The following is a 23773-nucleotide window of genomic DNA, read 5'->3' as shown; positions in this document are numbered from 1 at the left end:
GACCTTCGACAGCGTAAGCACCTGCTCGAACAGCTGTACCAACTGGGTTTCATTGACCGCCATGGCCTGTCTCCTGTCACGTCAAGGGTATCCGACGCCCGCAAGGCGACGGTTATTTTTCAAACAATTTAAAGTGAACACACTCATTTTATCTAAGTCAAAAAAGGAAGAGAAAGCAAGCCACAGATGGCCATCATAAGAAAGTCCTATTTCATGCCTTATCAATCCTGTGATTAACATGAGTTTAACAGTAATGCGCTGTCAATTAGCGTGAGCAAGATCTGATTTAACACTTTTGCAACTTTGCGTTATCTAGTGCATACACTATAAATCAATCGTCCAACCACGCGTTGGGCCTACGCTGAAAAAAGCCAACAGACAGGGGAAACATGATGAGCAAACAACCACGCATCGCCGTCGTCGGCGCCGGGCTGGGGGGCGCCGCCGCCGCCGGGCTGCTGCAAAAAGCCGGCTTTACCGTCGATCTGTATGAGCAGAGCCCGGCGTTCTCGCGCCTCGGCGCCGGCATTCACATGGGGCCGAACGTGCTGAAGATTTTCCGCCGTCTCGGTATTGAGCAACGGTTGGAGCAGATGGCGTCTCATCCCGATTTCTGGTTCAGCCGCGACGCCGAAAGCGGCGACTACCTGTCGCGCATCGAACTGGGCGCCTTCGCCCGCCGGGAGTACGGCGCCGCCTATGTGACGGTGCACCGCGGCGATTTGCAGGCGTTGCAGCTCTCCGCGCTGCAGCCCGGCACCCTGCACTTCGGCAAATGCCTGAGCAAGATTGAAGATCGCGGTGACGAGGTGGTGCTGAACTTCGTCGATGGCACCTCGGCCCACGCTGATATCGTGATCGGCGCCGACGGCATCAACTCGCGCATCCGCGAGCATCTGCTGGGCGCCGAAGCGCCGACCTACAGCGGCTGGGTGGCCCACCGCGCGCTGATCCGCGGCGAGAAGCTGGCGAAATATAACCTGACGTTCGAAGACTGCGTGAAGTGGTGGTCGGCGGATCGCCATCTGATGGTCTACTACACCACCCAACGGCGCGACGAATATTACTACGTCAGCGGCGTGCCGCACCCGGCCTGGGATTTCCAGGGCAGCTTCATCGACAGCAGCCGCGAAGAGATGTTCGAGACCTTCGCCGGCTACCATCCGATCGTGCAGGCGCTGATCGAATCCAGCGAACAGGTCACCAAATGGCCATTGCTGAACCGCAAACCACTGCCGTTGTGGAGCGAAGGCCGTCTGGTGCTGCTCGGCGATGCCTGCCACCCGATGAAACCGCACATGGCGCAGGGCGCGGCGATGGCGATCGAAGACGCCGCCATGCTGACCCGCTGCCTGCAGGAAACCGGCCTCAGCGACTACCGCACCGCCTTCCAGCTGTATGAAGCCAACCGCAAGGAGCGCGCCTCCAGGGTGCAGGCGGTGTCCAACGCCAACACCTTCCTGCGCACCCAGGAAGATCCGGCCTGGGTTTACGGCTATGACCTGTACGCGCAAGCGCTGAAATCGGAGAACGCCGCATGAGCACCTTCCTCTACGGCGCCCACGTTCACGCCAACAACATTCGCCAGCACTATCTGCGCTACGGCGGCCACGGCCCGGCGCTGATCCTGGTGCCCGGCATCACCAGCCCGGCGATCACCTGGGGCTTCGTCGCCGAGCGGCTGGGGGAAAAATACGACGTCTACGTGCTCGACGTGCGCGGCCGCGGTTTGTCGTCCAGCGGCCCGGAACTGGCTTATGACGCAGAGACCTGCGCACAGGACGTCAGCGCCTTCGCCGCCGCGCTGAACCTGGACAGTTACGCCCTGCTCGGCCATTCGATGGGCGCCCGCTTCGCCCTGCGCGCCGCCGTTTTGCGGCCCGCCGGCGTGCGGCGGCTGGTGCTGGTCGATCCGCCGGTTTCCGGCCCCGGCCGCCGCGCCTATCCCGGCCAATGGCCATGGTACGCCGACTCCATCCGGCAGTCGCAGCCGGGCATGAGCGCCGAGCAGATGCGCGCCTTTTGCCCAACCTGGAGCGAAGAACAGCGTCAGCTGCGCGCCGAGTGGCTGCATACCTGCTACGAGCCGGCTATCCAACGCGCCTACGACGATTTTCATCAGGTGGACAGCCACCGCGACTACCCGCAGCTGACCATGCCGACGCTGCTGATGGCCGCGGGCAAAGGCGGCGTCATTCAGCCCGAAGACCGGGCGGAGATCCGCGCGCTGCAGCCGGAGATCGCCATCGTCGAGGTCGAGAACGCCGGACACATGATCCCGTGGGACGATTTCGACGGCTTCTTCCGCGCCCTGGGCGATTTTCTGGATTAACTGAGGAACACCGACATGAGCAACCACTACCGCATCGGCCAGATCGTGCCCAGCTCCAACACCACGATGGAAACCGAGATCCCGGCGATGCTGGGCGCGCGCCAGTTGATACGCCCGGAGCGTTTCACCTTTCACTCCAGCCGCATGCGCATGAAACACGTCAATAAAGAAGAATTGGCGGCGATGGACGCCGAGTCCGACCGCTGTGCGCTGGAGCTGTCCGACGCGCGGGTCGACGTGCTCGGCTACGCCTGCCTGGTGGCCATCATGGCGATGGGGCTGGGCTACCACCGCGAATCGCAGGCCCGGCTGGCGCAGGTGACGAAAGACAATCAGGCCGCCGCGCCGGTTATCAGCAGCGCCGGCGCGCTGGTCAACGGCCTGAAGGTGATCGGCGCCAAACGCATCGCGCTGGTGGCGCCCTACATGAAACCGCTGACCCAGCTGGTGGTGGACTACATCCAGCACGAAGGCATCGAGGTCAAGGTATGGCGCGCGCTGGAGATCCCGGACAACCTCGAAGTCGGCCGGCACGATCCGACCAGGCTGCCGGGGATCGTCGCCGAGATGGACTTACGCGAGGTCGATGCTATCGTGCTGTCCGCCTGCGTGCAGATGCCTTCGCTGCCGGCCGTCCCGACGGTGGAGGCCCAAACCGGCAAACCGGTGATCACCGCCGCCATCGCCACCACTTACGCGATGCTGACCGCGCTGGAGCTGGAGCCGATCGTCCCCGGCGCCGGCGCCCTGCTGTCCGGCGCCTATTGAGGAGGCAGAATGAACGACACCCTCAGCGACAACTATCGCGGCGTCTGGGGCCAGCGCATCGGCTTCGGCCGGCGCCCGGCGCTGCTGGCGATCGACTTTATGCAGGCCTACACCACCGAAGGCGCGCCGCTGTTCGCGCCGGGCGTAGTAAGCGCAGTCGAGGAAAGCCGCGAGCTGCTGGCCTGCGCGCGCCGAACGGGAATTCCGGTGATCCACACCCATATCCGCTATCATGCAGGCCATTTTGCCGATGGCGGCCTGTGGGTCAAGAAAGCGCCGGTGATGAAGGACATGGTGGAAGGCAACCCGCTGGCGGCGTTCTGCCCGCCGGTGGCGCCGCTGGGCGATGAGGTGGTGCTGAGCAAGCAATACGCCAGCGCCTTCTTCGGCACCGCGCTGGCGCCGCTGCTGGTGGCGCAAGGGATCGACACGCTGCTGATGATCGGCTGCTCCACCAGCGGCTGCATCCGCGCCAGCGCGGTGGACGCGGTGCAGCACGGCTTTCGCGCCATGGTGGTGCGCGAGTGCGTCGGCGATCGTCACCCCGGCCCGCACGAAGCCAACCTGTTCGACATCGACAGCAAATACGGCGACGTGGTGCACAAACGGGAGGCGCTCGACTATCTGAACCGGTTATGAATCAACGATTCACCTGCAACGACAATAACGAAGGCGCAGACAGCGCCTCAGGCGACCGCCCGAAACAGGGCGGCGTCCATGCAACGCAAACACAACAGGCGCCTCCTGCGGAGGCCAACACGCACCACCTGGAGACAACATCATGGCCATTGTCGACACCCCGCTGGCGGGGAAAGCGGACGCAGAATCGCTGCTGCTGTACCGCAAAATCACCTGGAAACTGATCCCGTTTCTTTGCCTGTGTTATCTGGCGGCCTACCTCGATCGCATCAACGTCGGGCTGGCCAAGCTGCAGATGGCCGACGCGCTGCAGCTGAGCGAAGCGGCCTTCGGCCTGGGCTCCGGGCTGTTCTTCGTCGGCTATATTCTGTTCGAGGTGCCGAGCAACCTGATCCTGCAGCGCGTCGGCGCCAAGATGTGGATCGCCCGCATCATGATCACCTGGGGGCTGCTGTCCACCGCCACCATGTTCGTCACCACGCCGACGCAGTTCTACGTCATTCGCTTTCTGCTCGGCGTGGCGGAAGCCGGTTTCCTGCCCGGCGTGCTCTTTTACCTGACGCTGTGGTTCCCGACCTATCGCCGCGGCCGCATCATCGCGCTGTTCATGATCGGCCTGCCGCTCTCCAGCGTGATCGGCGGGCCGCTCTCCGGCTGGATCATGGGCCATTTCGACATGCGCCACGGGCTGCACGGCTGGCAGTGGCTGTTTCTGCTGGAGGGCATTCCCAGCGTGCTGTTGGGCGTGCTGACCTTCTGGCTGTTGCCTAACACTTATCAGCAGGCCAAGTGGCTGACGCCCGAGGAAAAGCAGCGCATCGCCGACGATTTGGCGCGTGACGACGCCGAGGCCGATCACGGCAAGCACAGCTTCCGCGACGGCTTCTTCAACCTGAAAGTGTGGATGCTCGGCGGCATCGACTTCGCCATTCTGCTCAGCGCCTACGCCATGGGCTTTTGGATGCCGACCTTCATCAAAACCGCCGGCGTCACCGACATCACCACCATCGGCTACCTGACGGCGATCCCCAGCGTCGCCGCCCTGCTCGGCATGCTGCTGATCGGCAGCAGTTCGGACCGGCTGCGCGAACGGCGCTGGCACATCATCGTGCCGTTTATCGTCGGCGCGTTGGCGATGGCCGGCAGCACCTTCTTCACCCACAATGCGCTGGCCACGGTGCTGCTGTTCTCCATCGCCCAGGCGGCGATCATCGGCGCGGTGCCGGTGTTCTTCAGCCTGCCGGCCACCTTCCTGCGCGGCACGGCGGCGGCGACCGGCTTCGCGCTGGCCTGCTCGCTGGCCAACATCGCCGGGCTGGTGAGCAATTCGCTGATGGGGCTGGCGCTGGATCTGACCGGCAAGAGCGGCGGCGCGCTCTGGGCCTTCGCCGGCTGCCTGCTGCTCAGCTCGCTGCTGGTGGTGGCCCTGCCGGCCAAGGTGGTGAACCGCTGACTGTCGGCCAAGCCAAAAAGACGAAGGGCGCATAACGCGCCCTTTTGTTTGCTTACCGGGAATGGCCGAACTTACTCGTCCTTCAGCCCGCGGTTGATCAGCATCGGCTCGATGCTCGGCTCTTTGCCGCGCCAGTCGATGTACAGCTTCTCCAGATCCTGGCTGTTGCCGCGCGACAGGATCATGTCGCGGAAGCGCTGGCCGTTTTCGGCGGTCAGGCCCCCGTGTTCGGTGAACCACTGGAAGGCGTCGTCCGCCAGCATTTCCGTCCACAGATAGGCGTAGTAGCCCGCGGCGTAGCCGTTGCCCCAGATATGCTGGAAGTAGCTGGAGCGGTAGCGCGGCGGCACATAGCTGAGATCCACCTTGTCTTTTTGCAGCGACTCGGCCTCGAACTTGTCCACGTCCTGCTGCGGCTGATCGGCGGTCAGCATATGCCAGTGCATGTCCAGCAGCGCGGCGGACAGCAACTCGGTCATGCTGTAGCCCTTGTTGAACTTGTCGGCCTTCTTGATCTTGTCGACCAGTTCCTGCGGCATCGCCTCGCCGGTCTGGTAGTGCTTGGCGAAATGGCTGAACACTTTCGGATCGCTGACCCAGTGCTCGTTGAACTGCGACGGGAATTCGACGAAGTCGCGCGCGGTGTTGGTGCCCGACAGGCTCGGGTACTCCTGATCGGCGAACATGCCGTGCAGCGCATGGCCGAACTCGTGGAACATGGTGATCACGTCGTCATACGACAGCAGCGCCGGCTGCCCCGGCGCCGGTTTGGTGAAGTTGGCGACGTTGTAGATCACCGGCTTGGTGCCATTGAGCTTCGACTGATCGACGAAGTTGCTCATCCAGGCGCCGCCGCCCTTGTTGTCGCGCTTGAAGTAGTCGGTGTAGAACAGCGCCAGCGATTTGCCGTCCTTGTCGAACACTTCATACACCTTGACGTCCGGCTGATAGACCGGGATGTCCTTGCGCTCTTTGAAGCTGATGCCGTACAGCAGGTTGGCGGCGTAGAACACGCCGTTGTTCAGCACGTTGTTCAGCTCGAAGTAAGGTTTGATCTGCGATTCGTCCAGATCGTACTTGGCCTTGCGCACCTGTTCGGCGTAGAACTGCCAGTCCCAGGCCTGCACCTTGAAGTCGCCTTTCTGCTGATCGATCACCGCCTGTATGTCTTTGGCTTCACGCTCGGCGCGCGCGGTGGCCGCCGGCACGATGTTGCGCATAAAGCTCAGCGCGGCATCCGGCGTCTTGGCCATCTGGTTCTGCAGCTTCCAGGCGGCGTAGTTCGGGTAGCCCAGCAGTTTGGCCTGCTCGGCGCGTACCTTGGCCAGACGCGAAATGGTCTGACGGGTATCGTTGCCGTCGCCCTTCTCCGCACGCGTCCAGGAGGCGTCGAACAGCGCTTTGCGGGTGTCGCGATCTTTCAGGCTCTGCAGCAACGGCTGTTGCGTGGTGTTCTGCAGCACCAGCAGCCACTGTTTCTCCAGCTTGCGTTCGGCGGCCGCCTGCGCTGCCGCGGCCAGTTCGCCTTCGGACAGACCGTCCAGCTTCGCCGGGTCGGTTATCGCCAGCGCGCCGTTTTTGCTCGCCGCCAGCAGTTTGTTGGTGAACTGGGTGCTCAGCGTCGCCGCTTCCTGGTTCAGCGCTTTCAGCTTGGCCTTGTCGGCGTCCGACAGGTTGGCGCCCGCCAGCTCGAAGTTCTTGTAGGTCACTTCCACCAGCCGGCGCGATTCCGGATCCAGCTTCAGCGCATCGCGATCCTGATAAATGGCCTTGATGCGTGCGAACAATTTGCCGTTGAGCATGATGTCGTCGTTCAACGCCGCCAGCTTCGGCGAGGTCTCTTCATCCAGCTTCTGCAGCGCGTCGCTGGTGTTGGCCGAGGTCATGGCGCCGAACACGTTCATCACCCGCGTCAGCAGCGAACCGGCCTGCTCCAGCGCCACGAAGGTATTTTTAAAGTTGGGCTTGGCCGGGTTGTTGGCGATCTTCTCCACCTCTTCCCGCTTTTGCTTGATGCCCGCTGCGATCGCCGGCGCGTAGTCGCTCTCCTTGATCAGGTTGAACGGCGGCGCCTGGAACGGCAGACGGCTTTGATAGAAGAACGGGTTTTGGGTCTTTTGCTTGTCGTGCTGATTGGCTTCACCGGTCACGGTAGCCTCCTTCGCCTGGCCGCTGGGCAGCGCGCTATGGTCGGCGTGAGGTTGGGTTTCTGCTGCCTGTGCCTGCGAGCCCAGCGCCATGCCGATCGCCAGCACCAATGTGGATAAACGCATCAAATCGAAACTCCTCCATGTTCACGGAATAAGGTCTCGGGGAATGGCTCCCTCTGAGTCATCACCTAGCTTAGGCGCAGTTGGCAGTTTGAGCAAAAACAAGTGATTAGAAGTTAGTCGCCTCGCCAACCTGCTGTATCAGAAAGGTCAGCAGCGCGCGCGTTTTGGCCGGCAGATAGCGGCGGCCGGGATAAACGGCATACAGCTGCAGCGGCGCCGGCGGCAAGGCCAGCGGTATCTCAACCAAACGTCCGTCGGCCAGAAACGGCCGGCAGCCGAGCTCGGAGAGCATGGCGAACCCCACGCCGGCCAGGGCCGCCTTCAGCGCCATCTCCCCGCTATTGACGCGATAGCGCGCATTGACCGGGACGGTAACGAACTTGCCGTCCGGGCGCACGAATTGCCACGGCATGCCCTTCAGCGCATCCACCGTGCTAATGCAGGGCAATTGCGTGAATTGCTCAATCTCCGCCGTCGGCGGCCACTGCGCCAGCAGCGCCGGCGCGGCCACCACGATGCAGGGAAAGGTCGCCAGCGGCTGCGCAACATAGTCGCTGTCGTCTAACAGGCCCCGGCTGATCATCACCGCCAGATCGACATCGTCAAGCAGCGACGCCATGCCCGCCAGATTGGTGACGCAGCTGATTTCGATCTGCGGATGCTGCAGGGCGAAGGCCGCCAACGGATCGCCCAACAGGTATGGCCCCACTTCATTCGGCACGCACAGGCGCAGCGGCCCGCGCAGCTGTTGTTGCCGTTCGCTGAGCGTTTGCGCGGTATGATCGAGCGACGCCAGCAACGGCTGAACCCGCTCATGCAACAGCTGGCCGTTCGGCGTCAGCCGCATTGAGCGGGTGCTGCGCTCGATTAAGCGCTGGTCGAGCTGGCGCTCCAGCTGCGAGATAGCGCGGCTGACGTTGGAGGTCGGCATCGCCAGCGCCCGGGCGGCCCCGACGAAGCTGCCTTGCTCCACCACCGCCACGAAAATGCGTAACAGGTTTAAATCCAATTTGGCGCGCATGATTATCCCACATTTGATAACAAACCATGCCATTTCTACCACCTAATCCCGCTCAACGCCAAGCGCTACACTGCCGGCCTGATTCTGCAACCGATGGATGCTTATGACACCCACGAGAAAGCTGACGGCGATAGCGCTGGTCATCGCCTTTATTCAATTCACCAATGCCCTGGAATACATGGTGTTCAACCCGATATTTCTCTATATGGCCGCCGACTTTTCCGTGCCCGTCAGCTACGCCGGTTATGTCAGCGCGGCCTATACGCTGGCGGCGGTGATTTCCGGTATCGGCGCATTCTATTGGATCGGCGGCGTTGAGAAGCGGCGTTTTCTGCTGCTCAACGTCGCGCTGCTGGGGGTGACGACCTTACTGATCGCCGCAACCCGGCAGTTTTATTGGCTGTTGGCGCTGCGGCTGCTGGCCGGTCTGCTGGGAGGCACCACGATGGGCGTGGGGATCGGCTTGCTGCTCAACGCCGCGCCGGCCGCGCTGCACGGCCGAATGTTGGCAACGGTGATCGCATCTTTTTCACTGGTGAGCATCGTCGGCATGCCGGGCATGCTGTACCTGTGCGAGGTGGCGAGCTGGCGCGTTGCGCTGGTGGCGATCGGCGGGCTGTGTCTGCTGGCGGCGGTGTTGGTGGCACTGTTCGTTCCCAGAGATGCGCCGCAGCCGCAGGCCGCCGCCCCCGTCACGCTCGATCGCCGTTTGTTGCTGTTCGCCTCCGCCGCCGGCCTGACACAGTTCAGCCCGATGCTGCTGATCCCGGTGCTGGCGCCGCTGCTCACCCAGCGGCTACAGGTGGCCGACGCGCATTTGGCCTGGCTGTTTCTCATCGGCGGCGTGGCCGGCTATCTGGCGACCGTGCTGGCGGGACGCTGGCTGCAACGCTTTGGCGCCGTGACGCTGACGGTGAGCGCCACGCTGTTGCTGTTGGGCAGCCTGTGGTTGGCGGCGTGCGGTGGCGATCGCGGCGAACTGTTCATGATTGCGTTTCTCGCAGCGGCCTACGCGCGGCTGGTGGCGATCTCTTCCCTGAGCATGCGCTGGCCGGACCATCGGCAACGCGCCGCCTTCGGCACGCTGCAAACCGCCCTGATACACCTGAGCGCCACGGCGGCCTTCTTGCTCTCCTCCGCGCTGCTGAGCGGCGGCCTCACCCCGCTCGGTTTGCAACGCCTGTTATGGCTGTGCGCGCTGAGCGCCGTCGTCGCCGCGCCGCTCAGCGTTTGGCTGCAGGCGCGGCTGCGTCAGCGCGCCGCCTGATAAACCACCTTGCCGTCCACATAGGTGCAATAAATATTGCGATCGTCCCCCAGGGTCATCAGCACAAACCCTTGTTCCATCAGCGTGGCGCTGTTGGCGTGACGCAGCTGCTGCAGCGGCGTGACCGCCGGATCGAGCACCACGAAATCCGCCTCTTTACCGACGTTGAAGTTGCCGATTTTGTCGTCCAGCGCCAGCGCGCGGGCGCCGCCCAGGGTGGCATGATAGAACGCTTCTACGGCGGAGAGCCGGTAATGCTGCAGCTGGCCGACCTTGTACGCCTCGCCTAACGTGCGCAGCATATTGAAGGTGGTGCCGGCCCCCACGTCGGTGCCGATGCCGAGCTTCACCCGCTTGCGCCAGGCCTGCTGCAGATCAAACAGCCCGCTGCCGAGAAACAGGTTGGAGGTGGGGCAAAAGGCGATCGCCGAGCGGGTATCGCACAGGCAGTCCCACTCCTGCTCCTCCAGGTGCAGGCAGTGAGCGAACACGCTTTTATCGCCGGTCATGCCATAACGGTGGTAAACATCCAGATAGCTGCGGTGCTGCGGAAACAGCGCTTTTACCCAGGCCACTTCCTGCGGGTTCTCGCTCAGGTGCGTCTGCAGCCAAACGTCGGGATACTCTTCGCGCAGCCGCTGCACCTGCGCCAGCAGCGCCGGCGTACTGGTAGGCGCAAAGCGCGGCGTAATGGCGTAACCGAGGCGGCCTTTGCCGTGCCAGCGTTCAATCAGCTCACGCGTCTGGCGATAACTCTGCTCCGGCGTTTCCAGCAGCGCCTCCGGCGCATGGCGATCCATCATCACCTTGCCGGCGATCAGGCGCATGTTCAGCGCTGCCGCCTGGCTGAACAGCGCATCGACCGACTGTGGATGCACGGTGCCGAACACCAGCGCGGTGGTGGTGCCGTTACTCAGCAACTGCTGCAGAAAGAAGGCCGACATCGCATCGGTGTGCTGCTCACAGTCATAACGGCTTTCGGTCGGAAAGGTGTAATTGTTTAACCAGTCCAGCAGCTGGTCGCCATAGGCGCCAATCATTTCGGTTTGCGGGTAGTGGATGTGGGTATCGATAAATCCCGGCACGATCAGCTTGTCGCGATACTCCGTGACCGTGAAGCCCGGCGGCAGCAGCGCCTCGCCCTGCTGCCAGTTGCCGAACCAGACGATGACGCCGTCGTTCAGCAGCAGCAAACCGTCGGGAACATGCCGCAGGCGTTCCTCAAGCTGTTGCGGCGCCTCCACACAGGCTGCGATATCAAAAAAATTGCCACGAATAGCCGTGGTGAATTGCAGTGCCATTATTTTCTTCCTTGTCGCGACCGGCCAAGCTCACCCGCGAAATAACCTGCGCCGATGAAACAAGGCTTTTTTGCCCAAACGTAAAGACCGGCTTAAGCATAGCAAGCCGCATGCCAACAGGCGGCGATAAAATACATTTTTAAATAAAAACAATTGATTGGTAATTAACCTGAAAGCATAGGCCGGCGAAAGAGAATAAGACCCACGCTCAGTCTTCGACGGCGGATAAATAGCAACCGTTTGCCTGTCAAAATAACATCGCGCCGCTGCACCTTGAATGAGCAAGCGAATATCTTCACGGCGCACGGCTTATTTCAACACCACGCCTGGGGGTTGAATCTCGGCCTAAGGACAACGGCCAAACTTGAAACGATAACCATTCTCAATTATCATCCGCGCATCTTTTTGACCAGCAATGCGAAAATCATGTCCGCCACCGCTTCTGCCCCGCACGCCGCGCTGTCGCGCCTTTACGCCACCCATCATGCCTGGTTGCAGGGATGGCTGCACCGGCGGCTGGGCTGCGCGTTCGATGCGGACGATGTGGCGCAGGACACCTTTATGCGCCTGCTGAGAAGCGACGCCGCGGCAACCCTGCGCGAACCGAAAGACTTTTTGGTCACCGTCGCCAAACGGGTGATGGTCGATCTGTTCCGCCGCAGAACGCTGGAGCGCGCCTATCTGGAGATGCTGGCGCTGATCCCGGAAGGCTATGCCCCGTCGCCGGAGCAGCGCCAGAGCCTGCTGGACAACCTGCAGCAGATCGACGCCATGCTCGACGGCCTCGGGCCGAAGGTAAAACAGGCCTTTCTGTTGTCGCAGCTCGAAGGCCTGGGCTATGCGGACATCGCCGCGCGCCTCGGCGTGTCGGTCAGCTCGGTTAAAAAATACATGGCCAAGGCCACCGAGCATTGCCTGCTGTTCAGCCTGGAAAACGACGTTTATTCATGAGCAACGCCATCACCCCCGAGCAGCGCCAGGCGCTGAAAATGGCCGCACACTGGTATGCGCTGCTGTGCGACGAGCACGTCACCGAGCGCCAGCGCCAACAGTGGCAAGCCTGGCATCAGCAGCATGACGATCACCGCTGGGCCTGGCAGCGCGTCGAAGCGCTGCAGAGCCAGCTGCAGGGCGTGCCGGGCAAGTTCAGCTACCGTGCGCTCGACCGCGCCGGCCGCCAGGCGGCGATCGATCGCCGCACCCTGCTGAAAAGCCTGCTGCTGTTGCTCGGCGTGGGCGGCGGCGGCTTCCTTTACCAGTCGCCGTTCGGCCGGGAGCTACGCGCCGACTACCGCACCGCCACCGGCGAGATCAAACCCATTGTGTTAAGCGACGGCACCCAACTGGTGCTGAACACCGCCAGCGCGGTGGACGTACATTACGACGATCGTCAACGGCTGATCCGCCTGCACGCCGGGGAAATCAGCCTGATTACCGGACGCGACCCCCGGCCGCTGTGGGTGCAAAGCCCGCAGGGGGCGATGCGCGCGCTCGGCACCCGCTTTTTGGTGCGTGAGAGCGCTGGCGAGACGCGCCTGACGGTGCTGGAGCATGCGGTTGAAGCGCAGCTGGCGCAGGACGCGCGGCAAACGCGCCGGGTGAACGCCGGCGAACAGATTAGCTTCAGCGCCACGGCCTTCGGCGACAAGCAATCGGCTGCGGCGGAGGACGGCTGGCTGCGCGGCGTGCTGAGCGTCAGCCAGTGGCGGCTGGACCGGGTGATCGCCGAACTGGCGCGCTACCGGCGCGGCCACCTGAGCTGCGATCCGGCCGTCGCCGGCCTGCGCGTCAGCGGCAGTTTCCCGCTCAACGATACCGATCGCGCCCTCGCCCTGCTCAGCCAGACCCTGCCGATACGTCTGCAGAGCTTTACCCGCTATTGGCTGCAAATCGTCCCCGCCTGAATCTTTTTAAATGAAAATGATAAAAAATCGCATTTTTGATTGTCCCTTTTGCCTTGCTCATCCGACTCCCAGGAAAACACTGCAGCAATAAATAAAAATGATTCAGGAGAAGGTATGAACAACGCTTGGGGAAAGGTCGCTCCGGCTTCGCTTTGGGGAAAACGGGCCAAACCGCTGGCCGTGGCTATTGGCCTGGCATTCGCCGCACCGCTGATGGCGAGCGCCGCCAGCGCCGCGGCAACCTATCACATTCCAGCCGGTGAGCTGGACGGCGCGCTGAACGCTTTCGCCGCTCGCGCCGGCATCGCACTCTCGGTAGACGGCGCGTTAACCGCAGGTAAACGTTCGCCGGGCCTGAACGGCAGCTACGGTGTCGACGACGGCCTGAACGCCCTGCTGGCGGGCAGCGGCCTGCAGGCTAAAGCGCTCGGCAACAACGGTTACACGCTGGCCACACTGCCGCAGCCGCACAAGGAAGAGGACATCACGGTAGTCGGTGACTGGCTGGCGGAAGGCCGCCAGATCGACGTGTTCGAACACCCCGGCGCGCGCGACGTGGTGCGCCGCGAAGACTTCGCCAAAACCGGCACCACCACCGTGCGCGAAGCGTTGAACCGCGTGCCGGGCGTGGTGGCGCCGGAGAACAACGGCACCGGCAGCCATGATATGGCGCTGAACTTCGGCATTCGTGGCCTCAACCCGCGCCTCGCCAGCCGCTCCACCGTGCTGATGGACGGCATTCCGGTGCCCTTCGCCCCTTACGGCCAGCCGCAGCTGTCGCTGGCGCCGGTCTCGCTCGGCAATATGGATGCGATTGACGTGGTGCGCGGCGGCGGCGCGGTGCGCTACGGGCCGCAGAGCGTCGGCGGCGTCGTCAACTTCGTCACCCGCGCCATCCCGAAAACCTTCGGCATGGAGGCCGGCATGCAGGGGCAGCTCAGCCCGACCTCGCGCCAGGATCACCCGAAAGGCACCGGCAACCTGATGATCGGCGGCACCGCCGACAACGGCTTCGGCGCGGCGCTGCTCTACTCCGGCACCCGCGGCAGCGACTGGCGCGAGCACAGCGCGACCAAAATCGACGACGTGATGCTGAAAAGCCGCTACGCCCCGAACGAGGTGCACACCTTCAACAGCCTGCTGCAATACTACGAAGGCGAAGCGAACATGCCGGGCGGACTGAGCCGGGCGGACTACAACGCCAACCCGTTCCAGTCGACGCGCCCGTACGACAAGTTCTGGGGCCGCCGCCAGTTGGCGAACTTCGGCTACCAATATCAGCCGGATCGGCAGCACAAGTTCGACGTGCAGAGCTTCTACACCTACACCCTGCGCAGCGGCTATCTGGATCAGGGCAAGAACCTGACGCTGTCGCCGCGCGAATACTGGGTGCGCGGCGTAGAACCGCGCTACAGCCAGAGCTTCCGCTGGGGCGACTCGGCGCATGAGGTCGGCGTCGGCTACCGCTACGTCAGCGAATCCACCCACGAACTGCGCTACACCAGCAAAGCCAGCACCGGCAGGCTGCCGTCCACCGCCAGCCCGTACGATCGCGACACCCAGTCCGGCACCGAGGCGCACGCGTTTTATATCGACGATCGCATCGACATCGGCGACTGGACCCTCACGCCGGGCATGCGTTACGAGTACATCAAGTCGTATCAGAACAACTACATCAAGAACAACCGCCTCGACGTCAGCTATAACGCGCCGCTGCCGGCGTTGAACGTGATGTATCACCTGAACGAATACTGGAACCTGTACGCCAACACCGAAGGCTCCTTCGGCACCGTGCAATACAGCCAGATGGGCAAAGCGGTCGACAGCGGCAAAATTGAACCGGAGAAGGCGCGCACCTGGGAGCTGGGCACCCGCTACGCCGGCGATGCGCTGACCGGCGAGATCGGGCTGTTCCTGATCAACTTCAACAACCAGTACGACTCCAACCAGGTGACCGACAGCGTGACCGCGCGCGGCAAAACCCGCCACGCCGGGCTGGAAGGCAGCCTGCGTTACGATCTGTCGCAGCTGACACCGAAACTGGACGACCTGACCGCCTACGCCAGCTACGCCTACGTCAACGCCACCATCCGCGAAGACGGCGGCTACAAGGGCAACCAGGTGCCGTTCTCGCCGAAGCATAAAGGCACGCTGGGGCTGGACTACACGCCGGGCAACTGGGCGTTTAACCTTAACGGCGAGTTCCAGTCCAGCCAGTTCGCCGACAACGCCAACACCGTGGCGGAAAGCGCCGACGGCAGCACCGGCCGCATCCCTGGCTACATGCTGTGGGGTGTGCGCGCCGCCTATGATTTCGGCCCGGAAATGGCCGGCCTGAATCTGGGCGTCGGCGTGAAAAACCTGTTCAACCACGAGTATTTCACCCGCGCCTATGACGACAACAACAAGGGTCTGTACATCGGCCAGCCGCGCACGATTTATCTGCAAGGTTCGGTGAAGTTCTGATCCGCAGCGGCGGGCGCGGTTAACCGTGCTCGCCGTCTTTCTCATCAACGTGACGCCGTCACATAATACCCTTCCTCCGCGCCGTCGCAGCGGCGAAAAATAAGTCGCTTCTGCCGCCAATGCGCGTAATATCGACGATCCGCCCCAACTTATGGGCGCGGATTTTTTTGCCATTCTGGCCTGAAAAGCGAGGGAATAAGATGAATCATAATGACCTTTCTCAGTGCCGCGTTGACACCGACCGTTTGTTGATTGCCCCCTTTACCGCAGCAGACGCCGACGATGTTTACCAGGCGATCACCCCCACTCTGACGCGCTTTATGACCTTTGAGCCGGAGGCGTCGCCGGAGGATTTCGCCAACGTCTGGCAAGGCTGGCTGCCGTTGATGCGCGAAGGTGAAGAAGTGATCTTCGTCGCCCGTCGGCGCGAAGACCGGCAGTTCGTCGGCGTCGGCGGCGCGCATAATCTGCGCAGCCACACCCCGGAGCTGGGCATCTGGGTTAAAGAGAGCCTGCATGGCCAGGGCTACGGCCGCGAAATCGTGCAGGGCATCGCGCGCTGGGCCAGCGAGCGCTTTCAGCCGCCGCACTTTCTCTACCCGGTGGCCGAGCAGAATACCGCCAGCCGCCGCCTCGTCGAGTCGCTGGGCGGCGTGCTGGCCGGCCGTTGCGAGCGCATCAAGTATGACGCCGTGGTGTATCACCTGCCGCCTCAGCGCTAGTCAGCATCGGGCCGCCGGCCCGGTGTCATCTTTTTTGCTTTCCGCCGTGATAACCCCTGCCACTGCCTGCGGGTTTGTGCTAATGATAGAGGCATGTAGGGTAAAAACAGTTGAGGAACAGCAACATGATTATTTTTGTTACCGGCGCCACCTCCGGTTTCGGCGAGGCGATCGCGCGCCGTTTTATCCGTGAAGGCCACCAGGTGATCGCCGCCGGGCGCCGCCTTGAGCGTCTTGAAGAGCTGCAGGAAGAACTCGGCCAAGCGCTGCACATCGTGCGGCTCGACGTGCGCAACCGCGCCGCCATTCAACAGGCGATCGAGGCACTGCCGGCCGAGCTGCGCCAGATCGACGTGCTGGTGAACAACGCCGGGCTGGCGCTGGGGCTGGAGCCGGCGCACAAGGCCAACGCCGATGACTGGGAAACCATGATCGACACCAACGCCAAAGGGCTGGTGAACATGACCCGCGCACTGCTGCCCGCCATGGTCGAGCGCAACGTCGGCCATGTGATCAACATCGGCTCCACCGCCGCCAACTGGCCTTACGCCGGCGGCAACGTGTACGGCGCCACCAAGGCGTTCGTCAAACAGTTCAGCCTGGGTCTGCGCGCCGATCTGCACGGCACGCGCATCCGCGTGACCGATATCGAGCCGGGCCTGGTGGGCGGCACCGAGTTCTCCAACGTGCGCTTCAAAGGCGATGACGGCAAGGTCAACAAAACCTACGAAGGCGCCGATGCGCTGACGCCGGAAGACATCGCCGAGTCGGTGTTCTGGGTCGCGACGTTGCCGGCGCGCGTCAACATCAACACGCTGGAAATGATGCCGGTCAGCCAGTCCTTCGCCGGGCTGAACATCCACCGCGGCGCCTGAGCCGCGACGGCGGGAGGCAACTCCCGCCGCGTTTCCTCAGGCCGCGCGCCAGCCGGAAACGATAATCAGCATGCCCGCCAGCGCCACGCCGGCGCCGACCCAATCCAGCGCAGACAGCTTCACCCCATCAACCACCCGCAGCCATAGCAGCGCAGTCGCCACATACACACCGCCGTAGGCCGCATAGACCCGCCCGCTGGCCGCCGGATGCAGCGTCAACAGCCAGACAAACAGCATCAGGCTTAATGCCGCCGGCAGCAGCAGCCAGGCGCTGCCCTGCTTCTTCAGCCACAGGTAAGGCAGGAAACAGCCGATAATTTCAGCCAGGGCGGTGGCGAAAAACAACAGCGTGGTTTTTAACATCGGTCGCAGTTTTCTCTCGGTAAAGTAAACGAATCGGCGCTTGGCTGGTGAATTCCAGGAGCGCAGTGGTATATTTATCACCACGCCTGCGGGCGAGGTAACGCCAGTGTCGCCATCATCAGGCGCACTCACTCATAAGGATGAAACGATGAAAACATTTTCGACCCAACGACTGCTGCGCGGGATGCTGCCGGTCGCCATGCTGGCCGTTATGGGCGCCTGGCAGGCGCCGGCGCTGGCCGCCACCTGCACGCAGGGCAGCACCTGCGTCACCGTCGATGGCAAAGGCAGCGGCGCGATGAGCACCGAAGAAGCGCGCCAAAGCAAAGAGCAGTGGAATGATACCAAATCCCTGCGCCACAAGGTCAACACTCGCGTCGAGAAAGAGTTCGACAAGGCCGATCGCGCGGCGGATGACGAAGACCGCTGCAACGACAGCAACAACGTCAACGCGTACTGGGAACCGGACACCCGTAAATGTCTGGATCGCCAGACCGGGCGTCGGATTAATCCTTAATCCGCCTGCGGCGGGCGGGCAAGCGTGAAACCCGGCCGCCGTTGCTGCTATCCTGTTACAGGAAGTTCATTGTCTAAAAGGATGACGTGATGAAGAAAACGCTGATATTAACCGCTGTCTTGCTGGCCGGCGCCCCATTGGCGGCTCTGGCCTCTTGTGAAAGCGTGAAAGCGGACATTTCGCAAAAAATCGTCAATAACGGCGTTCCGGAGTCCGGCTTCAAACTGGAGATCGTGCCTAACGATCAGGCCGTTCAAGCGGGCGGCCAGGTGGTCGGCCACTGCGAAAACGACACCCAGAAGATCGTTTATACCCGCCTGAACAACGGCGACGATAGTGGTGACGCGGCGCAGACCGGCACCAGCCAGGACACCTCCAACGCGCAGTAAGCCGCATCGGCTACCCAGGGCGCGCAACAGCCGCGCCCTTTCCTTTTCCTTTACGCCTGCTCCGCCTCTTCCTCTTCGCCTTGCGGCCGACAACGCGCCGGGATCAGCATCGCCGCCGCCAGCGCCAGCAACGACACCAACGCCGATACCAGGAACACCCAATGCAGCGAAGCCGCCACCTGCTGGATAAGCTGCGCCAGCGCTTCGCTCCCCATGCTCTGCCGCACCGCCGGCTCCATCAGCCGCTGCACCGGATCGTCAATCTCCGGCAAACGCCACTGCAGGTTGAGGTTCAGCGTGGCGCCCAAAATCGCGGTGCCGATGGCCGAGCCCACCATGCGGGTAAACACTGTACAGGCGGTGGCAATGCCGCGAATGCTGTAATGCGCCGCGTTCTGCACCGAAACCAGAAACGTCGTGTTGCACAATCCCATGCCGGCGCCGACCATAAACGCCGCCACCCGGCCCCACAGCAGACCGCCGTTCGGCTGCAACATCAGCAGGATCAGGCCGCCCGCCACCAGCAGCAGCGCGCCCAACAGCGCCGTGGCGCGATACGAAGTCATCAGCATCAAACGGCCGCTCAGCGTGCTGGCCAGCGGCCAGCCGATCGACATCAACGCCAGCGTGGTGCCCGCCTCCAGCGGTGAGCCCCCCATCACGCCCTGAATGAAGGTGGGCAGAAAGGCGCTGATGCCCATCATCGCCGCGCCGATCACCAGCCCGCCGATGTTACCGGCGACGATCACCCGGCTTTGCCACAGCGCCAGCGGGAACAGCGGCTCAACCGCGCGCCGCTCCTGGCGGATCAGCAGCGCCAGCGACGCCGCCGCCAGCGCCAGCAGCGGCGCCACCCACCATCCGAGACTTTCCATCTGCAACAGTGCCAGCAGCAGCGCGGAAACGAACAGCGTCAACCAGGCGGTGCCCGCCAGATCCAGCGCGTGCCGCCGCAACTGCTGATGCGCCGGCAGATAGCGCCAGAGGAAGAGCATCGCCAACAGGCCGATCGGCAGGTTGACCCAGAACACCAGCGCCCACGGCAGGTGTTGCACGATAAACACGCCCAGCAGCGGGCCGATGATCGCCGATACGCCCCACACGCTCGACAGGTAGCCCATCACCTTCGGCCGCTCGGTGGCGCTGTAGATGTCGCCGATGATGGTGGACGCGATCGGCATGATGGCGCCGGCGCCCAATCCCTGCAATAAGCGGAAGCCGATCAGCCAATACATGTCGGGGGCGAAGCCGCACAGCACCGATCCCAGCAGGAACAGCGTCGCGCCGAAGAAGAACACCCGCTTGCGGCCGTAGAGATCCGCCAGCCGGCCGTAGATGGGAATGGTGATCGCCTGCGCCAGCAAATAGACCGCGAACACCCAGCCCAGCAGCGAGAAACCGCCGAGATCGCCGATGATGGTCGGCATGGCGGTGGCGACGATGGTGGCTTCGATCGCCGACATGAACATCGCCAGCATGCAGGCGATCAGGATCAGCGGGCGGTGGGCAATGGGTGCGGGTGAAACGTTATTTGTCATGGCGTTATGCAGGTTTCCTGGCGTTTTTATTTTCCCTGAGTATATCAGCAAGCGCCAGCGCCAAGTCTATCCGCCCTCACATCCTGCCTTTGCCGGCGGCGAATCGCACCATTTGGACTAACTGTTACGGCGTAACGTTTTGCCGTGGATTTTTTTCACTTTACCCGCATCCCAGCGCTGACGCGGGCTGCGGCGCCAATACGGGCAAACTCAATCAACTGATTTTGTTCATAAAACTTGGCATGGCCAACGACAGGGTGCTATACCTTCCCTAGCCGGGGTCATTGGGCTTCGTGCTTTCTCTAGTTTAAATATCAGTATCTTATACTGATTAACTCACGTATTGAGCCACCGTTCAGCACGCTATGCCGAACACACCCTTCGCTCAATGTCGCTAACCTCATGCGAAACGCCCGTTTTGTACCGCCACGCCCGCCGGGCAGTGGGTAACAATCAGAGCGGAATGCGCCGTCTCATCGGCCGCTCCGCGCAACGGAGGACGCAACATCATGCACAAGTCAGCGCCATACCGGCGCCTGCTCCTCGGGAGCCTGCTGTTTATCGCCGTCATCGCGCTGCTGGTTTACGGCATCGGTTGGGAAACCCTTAAGTCGCGCCGGGAAGATTTGATTTACCTCGGCCAGCAGCACATGTTCCTGGTGGTGTGTTCCATGCTGCTGTCGCTGCTGGTCGGCATTCCCAGCGGCATCCTGCTGAGCCGCCCCTTCGCCCGCCGCTGGGCGGAGCACGTGATGCAGATCTTTAACGTCGGCAACACCCTGCCGCCGCTGGCGGTGCTGGCGCTGGCGATGGTGATTATCGGCATCGGCGACCGGCCGGCGGTGGTGGCGCTGTTCCTCGCCTCGCTGCTGCCCATCGTGCGCAATACCTATGCCGGCCTGCGTTCGGTGCCGCCGGCGCTGGTCGAGGCCGCCAACGGTATTGGCATGACCGCCGGGCAGCGGCTGCGCCAGGTCGAACTGCCCAACGCGCTGCCGGTGATCTTCGCCGGGGTGCGCATCGCGATGGCGATCAACGTCGGCACCGCGCCGCTGGCGTTTTTGATCGGCGCCAGCAGCTACGGCGAGCTGATCTTCCCCGGCATCTACCTGAACGACTTCCCGACGCTGATCCTCGGCGCCGCCGCCACCGCGCTGATCGCCCTGCTGCTCGATCTGGCGCTGGCCGGTCTCGGCCGCCGGCTCAGCCCGCACACCGCATCCTGATGGGAGAAACGCGATGACTCGATGGTTACAACGCCTCCGCCACGCGCTGCTGTTCTCTTTGCTGATGACCGGCGCGGCCGCCTGGGCCGCCCCGCTCACGCTGGCGAGCAAGAACTTTACCGAACAGCGCATTCTGTCGGCGATCACCGTGCAATACCTGCGGGCCAAAGGTTTTCAGGTCGAACCCAAGACCAATCTGGCCACGGTGATCACCCGCAACGCCATGATCAACAAACAGATCGACATGACCTGGGAATACACCGGCACCTCGCTGATCATCTTTAACCACATCAATAAGCGCATGTCGCCGCAGGAAACCTACGACACGGTGAAAAAGCTCGACGCCAAACTCGGCCTGGTGTGGCTGCAGCCGGCGGACATGAACAACACCTACGCCTTCGCCATGCAGCGCCGGCGCGCGGAAAAAGAGCAGATCCGCACGATGTCGCAGCTGGTGGCCAAAGTGGAACAGGTGCGTAAAACCGACCCGAAACACAACTGGCTGCTGGGGCTGGATCTGGAATTTGCCGGCCGCTCGGACGGCCTGAAGCCGATGCAGGCGCTGTACGACATGCCGCTGGATCGCCCGCAAATCCGCCAGATGGATCCCGGCCTGGTCTACAACGCCATCCGCGACGGCTTCGTCGACGCCGGGCTGGTATACACCACCGATGGCCGGGTGAAAGGCTTCGATCTGCAGGTGCTGGAAGACGACAAAGGCTATTTCCCGAGCTATGCAGTCACGCCGGTGGTGCGCGCCGACGTGTTGCAAAACACGCCGGGGCTGGAAGCGGCGCTGAACACGCTGTCGAAACAGTTCAACAATCAGGTGATCACCGAGCTTAACGCCAGAGTGGATATCGACTACCAGACGCCGCAACAGGTCGCCGACGCGTTCCTCAAGCAGCGCGGCCTGATTTAGGAGGCATGATGAATACCTTACTTTACGCCTGGCAAAACTGGGCCTATATCGCCGGATTGACGCTGGAACACCTGCTGCTGGTCGGCATCGCCGTCGGCCTGGCGATCCTGATCGGCGTGCCGCTCGGCGTGCTGATCGTCCGCCACAAATGGCTGGCGACACCGGTGCTGAGCCTGGCCACGCTGGTGCTGACCGTGCCCTCCATCGCCCTGTTCGGGCTGATGATCCCGCTGTTTTCCTTAATCGGCCACGGCATCGGCTACGTGCCGGCGATCACCGCGGTGTTCCTCTATTCGCTGCTGCCGATCGTGCGCAATACCCACACCGCGCTCGACAACCTGCCCGGCGGGCTGCGCGAAGCCGGCCGCGGCATCGGCATGACCTTCTGGCAACGCCTGCGCTGGGTGGAGATCCCGGTAGCGCTGCCGGTGATTTTCGGCGGCATTCGCACCGCCGTGGTGATGAATATCGGCGTGATGGCGATAGCCGCCGTGATCGGCGCCGGCGGCCTCGGCCTGCTGCTGCTCAACGGCATCAGCAGCAGCGACATCCGCCAGTTGATTACCGGCGCCGTGATGATCAGCCTGCTGGCGATCGTCCTCGATTGGTTATTGCACCGTTTGCAAATTGCGCTCACGCCCAAGGGGATCCGCTCATGATTAAATTGGAAAATCTGACCAAACAGTTCATGCAAAAGAACGGCACGCCGTTCAACGCCGTCGACAACATCAATCTGGACGTGCCGGAAGGCGAAATCTGCGTGCTGCTCGGCCCATCCGGCTGCGGCAAAACCACCACGCTGAAGATGATCAACCGCCTGATCGAACCCACCGGCGGCACCATTCTGATCAACGGCGAAGACACCAGCGCGCTGGATACCGTCAGCCTGCGCCGCAAAATCGGCTACGTCATCCAGCAGATCGGTCTGTTCCCCAACATGACCATCGAGGAGAACATCACCGTAGTGCCGCGCATGCTGGGCTGGGACAAAAAACGCTGCCACGATCGCGCCGAGGAGCTGATGAGCATGGTGGCGCTGGATCCCAAGCGCTTTTTGCACCGCTACCCGAAAGAGATGTCCGGCGGGCAGCAGCAGCGCATCGGCGTGATCCGCGCGCTGGCGGCCGATCCGCCGGTGCTGCTGATGGATGAACCCTTCGGCGCGGTGGATCCGATCAACCGCGAAACCATCCAAAACGAGTTTCTCGACATGCAGCGTCAGCTGAAGAAGACCGTGATGCTGGTCAGCCACGACATCGACGAAGCGCTGAAGCTCGGCGATCGCATCGCGGTGTTCCGCCAGGGCAAGATCGTGCAGAACGCCAGCGCCGATGAGCTGCTGGCGCGCCCGGCGAACGACTTCGTCGCCTCCTTTGTCGGCCAGGATCGCACGCTGAAGCGCCTGCTGCTGGTGCAGGCCGGCGACGTGGCAGACCAACAAGAGACGGTGACGGTACGCCGGGAAACGCCGCTGACAGAGGCATTCGGGTTGATGGACGATATCGACGCCCGTTCGGTGACGGTCGTGGACGCCGACGGCAAACCGCTGGGTTACGTCAAACGCCGCGAGGCGCGCGGTGCGCCGGGGGTATGCGCCGACAGCCTGCACCACTTTCGCGTCACCGCCCGCGCGGAAGAGAACCTGCGCGTGGTGCTGTCGAAGCTGTATGAGCACAATACGTCCTGGATGCCGATCGTCGATGAAGACGGCCGCTACAGCGGCGAAATCTCGCAGGATTATATCGCTGACTACCTTAGCTCCGGCCGCACGCGCCGGGTGCTGACGCCGCAATAACC

22 protein-coding genes are annotated in these 23773 nt (G+C 62.7%); 17 read left to right on the top strand and 5 right to left on the bottom strand.

The genetic code is table 11. The features are described from left to right. The first annotated feature begins 389 nt into the window (after nt 1-389). From MMS95_RS20505 to MMS95_RS20485, 5 genes are all read left to right on the top strand, one after another. The gene (locus MMS95_RS20505; protein ID WP_033634195.1) at nt 390-1541 is read left to right on the top strand and encodes an FAD-dependent monooxygenase; all 1152 of its coding nucleotides are present in this window, start codon (nt 390-392) and stop codon (nt 1539-1541) included. Next, nucleotides 1538-2332, top strand: a complete 795-nt coding sequence (locus MMS95_RS20500; protein ID WP_160125448.1) for an alpha/beta hydrolase — start codon at nt 1538-1540, stop codon at nt 2330-2332. The genes MMS95_RS20505 and MMS95_RS20500 overlap by 4 nt, the downstream gene beginning before the upstream one ends. Nucleotides 2333-2398: 66 nt before the next feature. After that, complete coding sequence (locus MMS95_RS20495; protein WP_174242121.1) at nt 2399-3100, top strand: Asp/Glu racemase; 702 nt, start codon at nt 2399-2401, stop codon at nt 3098-3100. Nucleotides 3101-3109: 9 nt separating this feature from the next. After that, a complete protein-coding gene (locus tag MMS95_RS20490; RefSeq protein WP_015377792.1) occupies nt 3110-3739 on the top strand; it encodes an N-carbamoylsarcosine amidohydrolase in 630 nt (209 codons plus the stop codon). A 142-nt stretch (nt 3740-3881) separates the two neighbouring features. Continuing rightward, nucleotides 3882-5192, top strand: a complete 1311-nt coding sequence (locus MMS95_RS20485) for an MFS transporter (protein ID WP_242142189.1) — start codon at nt 3882-3884, stop codon at nt 5190-5192. Between the two features lie 71 nt (nt 5193-5263). On the opposite strand, the gene dcp is transcribed toward MMS95_RS20485, so the two are convergent. Together dcp and MMS95_RS20475 are read right to left on the bottom strand one after the other, a co-directional pair. Then, nucleotides 5264-7465, bottom strand: coding sequence for a peptidyl-dipeptidase Dcp (gene dcp, locus MMS95_RS20480; protein ID WP_076740249.1), 2202 nt, complete (start codon nt 7463-7465; stop codon nt 5264-5266). A 106-nt stretch (nt 7466-7571) separates the two neighbouring features. Further along, nucleotides 7572-8486 (bottom strand): LysR family transcriptional regulator, encoded by a 915-nt coding sequence (locus MMS95_RS20475; protein WP_076740250.1) that lies wholly within the window; start codon nt 8484-8486, stop codon nt 7572-7574. Nucleotides 8487-8589: 103 nt separating this feature from the next. On the opposite strand from MMS95_RS20475, the gene MMS95_RS20470 reads away from it, so the two are divergent. Beyond that, on the top strand, nt 8590-9753 hold the full coding sequence (locus MMS95_RS20470) for an MFS transporter (protein ID WP_076740251.1): 1164 nt from the start codon (nt 8590-8592) through the stop codon (nt 9751-9753). Here MMS95_RS20470 and guaD read toward each other — a convergent pair. After that, nucleotides 9738-11054, bottom strand: coding sequence for a guanine deaminase (gene guaD, locus MMS95_RS20465; protein ID WP_076740252.1), 1317 nt, complete (start codon nt 11052-11054; stop codon nt 9738-9740). The two genes, MMS95_RS20470 and guaD, sit on opposite strands and share 16 nt — an antisense overlap. 426 nt (nt 11055-11480) lie before the next feature. Here guaD and fecI point away from each other — a divergent pair, with 426 nt between their 5' ends. From fecI to ydfG, 5 genes are all read left to right on the top strand, one after another. Next, nucleotides 11481-12005 carry a ferric citrate uptake sigma factor FecI gene (fecI, locus tag MMS95_RS20460; RefSeq protein ID WP_048323324.1) on the top strand — a complete coding sequence of 175 codons (525 nt, stop codon included), beginning with the start codon at nt 11481-11483 and terminating at the stop codon, nt 12003-12005. Next, complete coding sequence (fecR, locus tag MMS95_RS20455) at nt 12002-12958, top strand: ferric citrate uptake sigma factor regulator FecR (protein ID WP_242142187.1); 957 nt, start codon at nt 12002-12004, stop codon at nt 12956-12958. The genes fecI and fecR overlap by 4 nt, the downstream gene beginning before the upstream one ends. Nucleotides 12959-13072: 114 nt before the next feature. Then, nucleotides 13073-15424: a TonB-dependent Fe(3+) dicitrate receptor FecA gene (gene fecA, locus MMS95_RS20450; protein ID WP_015377786.1), complete on the top strand. Its 2352-nt coding sequence runs from the start codon at nt 13073-13075 to the stop codon at nt 15422-15424. Between the two features lie 200 nt (nt 15425-15624). Continuing rightward, nucleotides 15625-16146, top strand: a complete 522-nt coding sequence (locus tag MMS95_RS20445; RefSeq protein ID WP_004938571.1) for a GNAT family N-acetyltransferase — start codon at nt 15625-15627, stop codon at nt 16144-16146. 125 nt (nt 16147-16271) lie between these two features. Beyond that, complete coding sequence (ydfG, locus tag MMS95_RS20440; RefSeq protein ID WP_016927858.1) at nt 16272-17021, top strand: bifunctional NADP-dependent 3-hydroxy acid dehydrogenase/3-hydroxypropionate dehydrogenase YdfG; 750 nt, start codon at nt 16272-16274, stop codon at nt 17019-17021. Nucleotides 17022-17057: 36 nt separating this feature from the next. Here the strand turns inward: ydfG and MMS95_RS20435 are convergent, their stop codons facing one another. Beyond that, nucleotides 17058-17384 (bottom strand): YnfA family protein, encoded by a 327-nt coding sequence (locus MMS95_RS20435; RefSeq protein ID WP_004938563.1) that lies wholly within the window; start codon nt 17382-17384, stop codon nt 17058-17060. A 148-nt stretch (nt 17385-17532) separates the two neighbouring features. Here MMS95_RS20435 and MMS95_RS20430 point away from each other — a divergent pair, with 148 nt between their 5' ends. Beyond that, on the top strand, nt 17533-17901 hold the full coding sequence (locus tag MMS95_RS20430) for a DUF1283 family protein (RefSeq protein WP_004938560.1): 369 nt from the start codon (nt 17533-17535) through the stop codon (nt 17899-17901). Nucleotides 17902-17990: 89 nt separating this feature from the next. After that, on the top strand, nt 17991-18290 hold the full coding sequence (locus tag MMS95_RS20425; RefSeq protein WP_242142185.1) for a DUF1161 domain-containing protein: 300 nt from the start codon (nt 17991-17993) through the stop codon (nt 18288-18290). A 50-nt stretch (nt 18291-18340) separates the two neighbouring features. Here MMS95_RS20425 and MMS95_RS20420 read toward each other — a convergent pair whose 3' ends face one another. Next, nucleotides 18341-19828 carry an MDR family MFS transporter gene (locus tag MMS95_RS20420; RefSeq protein ID WP_242142182.1) on the bottom strand — a complete coding sequence of 496 codons (1488 nt, stop codon included), beginning with the start codon at nt 19826-19828 and terminating at the stop codon, nt 18341-18343. A 509-nt stretch (nt 19829-20337) separates the two neighbouring features. On the opposite strand from MMS95_RS20420, the gene MMS95_RS20415 reads away from it, so the two are divergent. The 4 genes from MMS95_RS20415 to osmV all read left to right on the top strand — a co-directional run bounded on the left by MMS95_RS20415 (nt 20338) and on the right by osmV (nt 23771). After that, on the top strand, nt 20338-21054 hold the full coding sequence (locus MMS95_RS20415) for an ABC transporter permease (protein ID WP_004938551.1): 717 nt from the start codon (nt 20338-20340) through the stop codon (nt 21052-21054). A gap of 64 nt (nt 21055-21118) precedes the next feature. After that, nucleotides 21119-21976, top strand: a complete 858-nt coding sequence (locus MMS95_RS20410; protein WP_198509697.1) for a glycine betaine ABC transporter substrate-binding protein — start codon at nt 21119-21121, stop codon at nt 21974-21976. Between the two features lie 8 nt (nt 21977-21984). Next, nucleotides 21985-22635, top strand: coding sequence for an osmoprotectant ABC transporter permease OsmW (gene osmW / locus MMS95_RS20405; protein ID WP_004938544.1), 651 nt, complete (start codon nt 21985-21987; stop codon nt 22633-22635). Then, complete coding sequence (osmV, locus tag MMS95_RS20400) at nt 22632-23771, top strand: osmoprotectant ABC transporter ATP-binding protein OsmV (protein ID WP_015377781.1); 1140 nt, start codon at nt 22632-22634, stop codon at nt 23769-23771. Before osmW ends, osmV begins: the two co-directional genes overlap by 4 nt. Nucleotides 23772-23773 lie beyond the last annotated feature (2 nt).

It is taken from the genome of Serratia sp. PGPR-27, from assembly GCF_022678525.1.
GTDB lineage: Bacteria > Pseudomonadota > Gammaproteobacteria > Enterobacterales > Enterobacteriaceae > Serratia > Serratia nematodiphila.
Note: the sequence above shows the minus strand (reverse complement) of the source record. Positions and strands in the feature narration are given on the sequence as shown.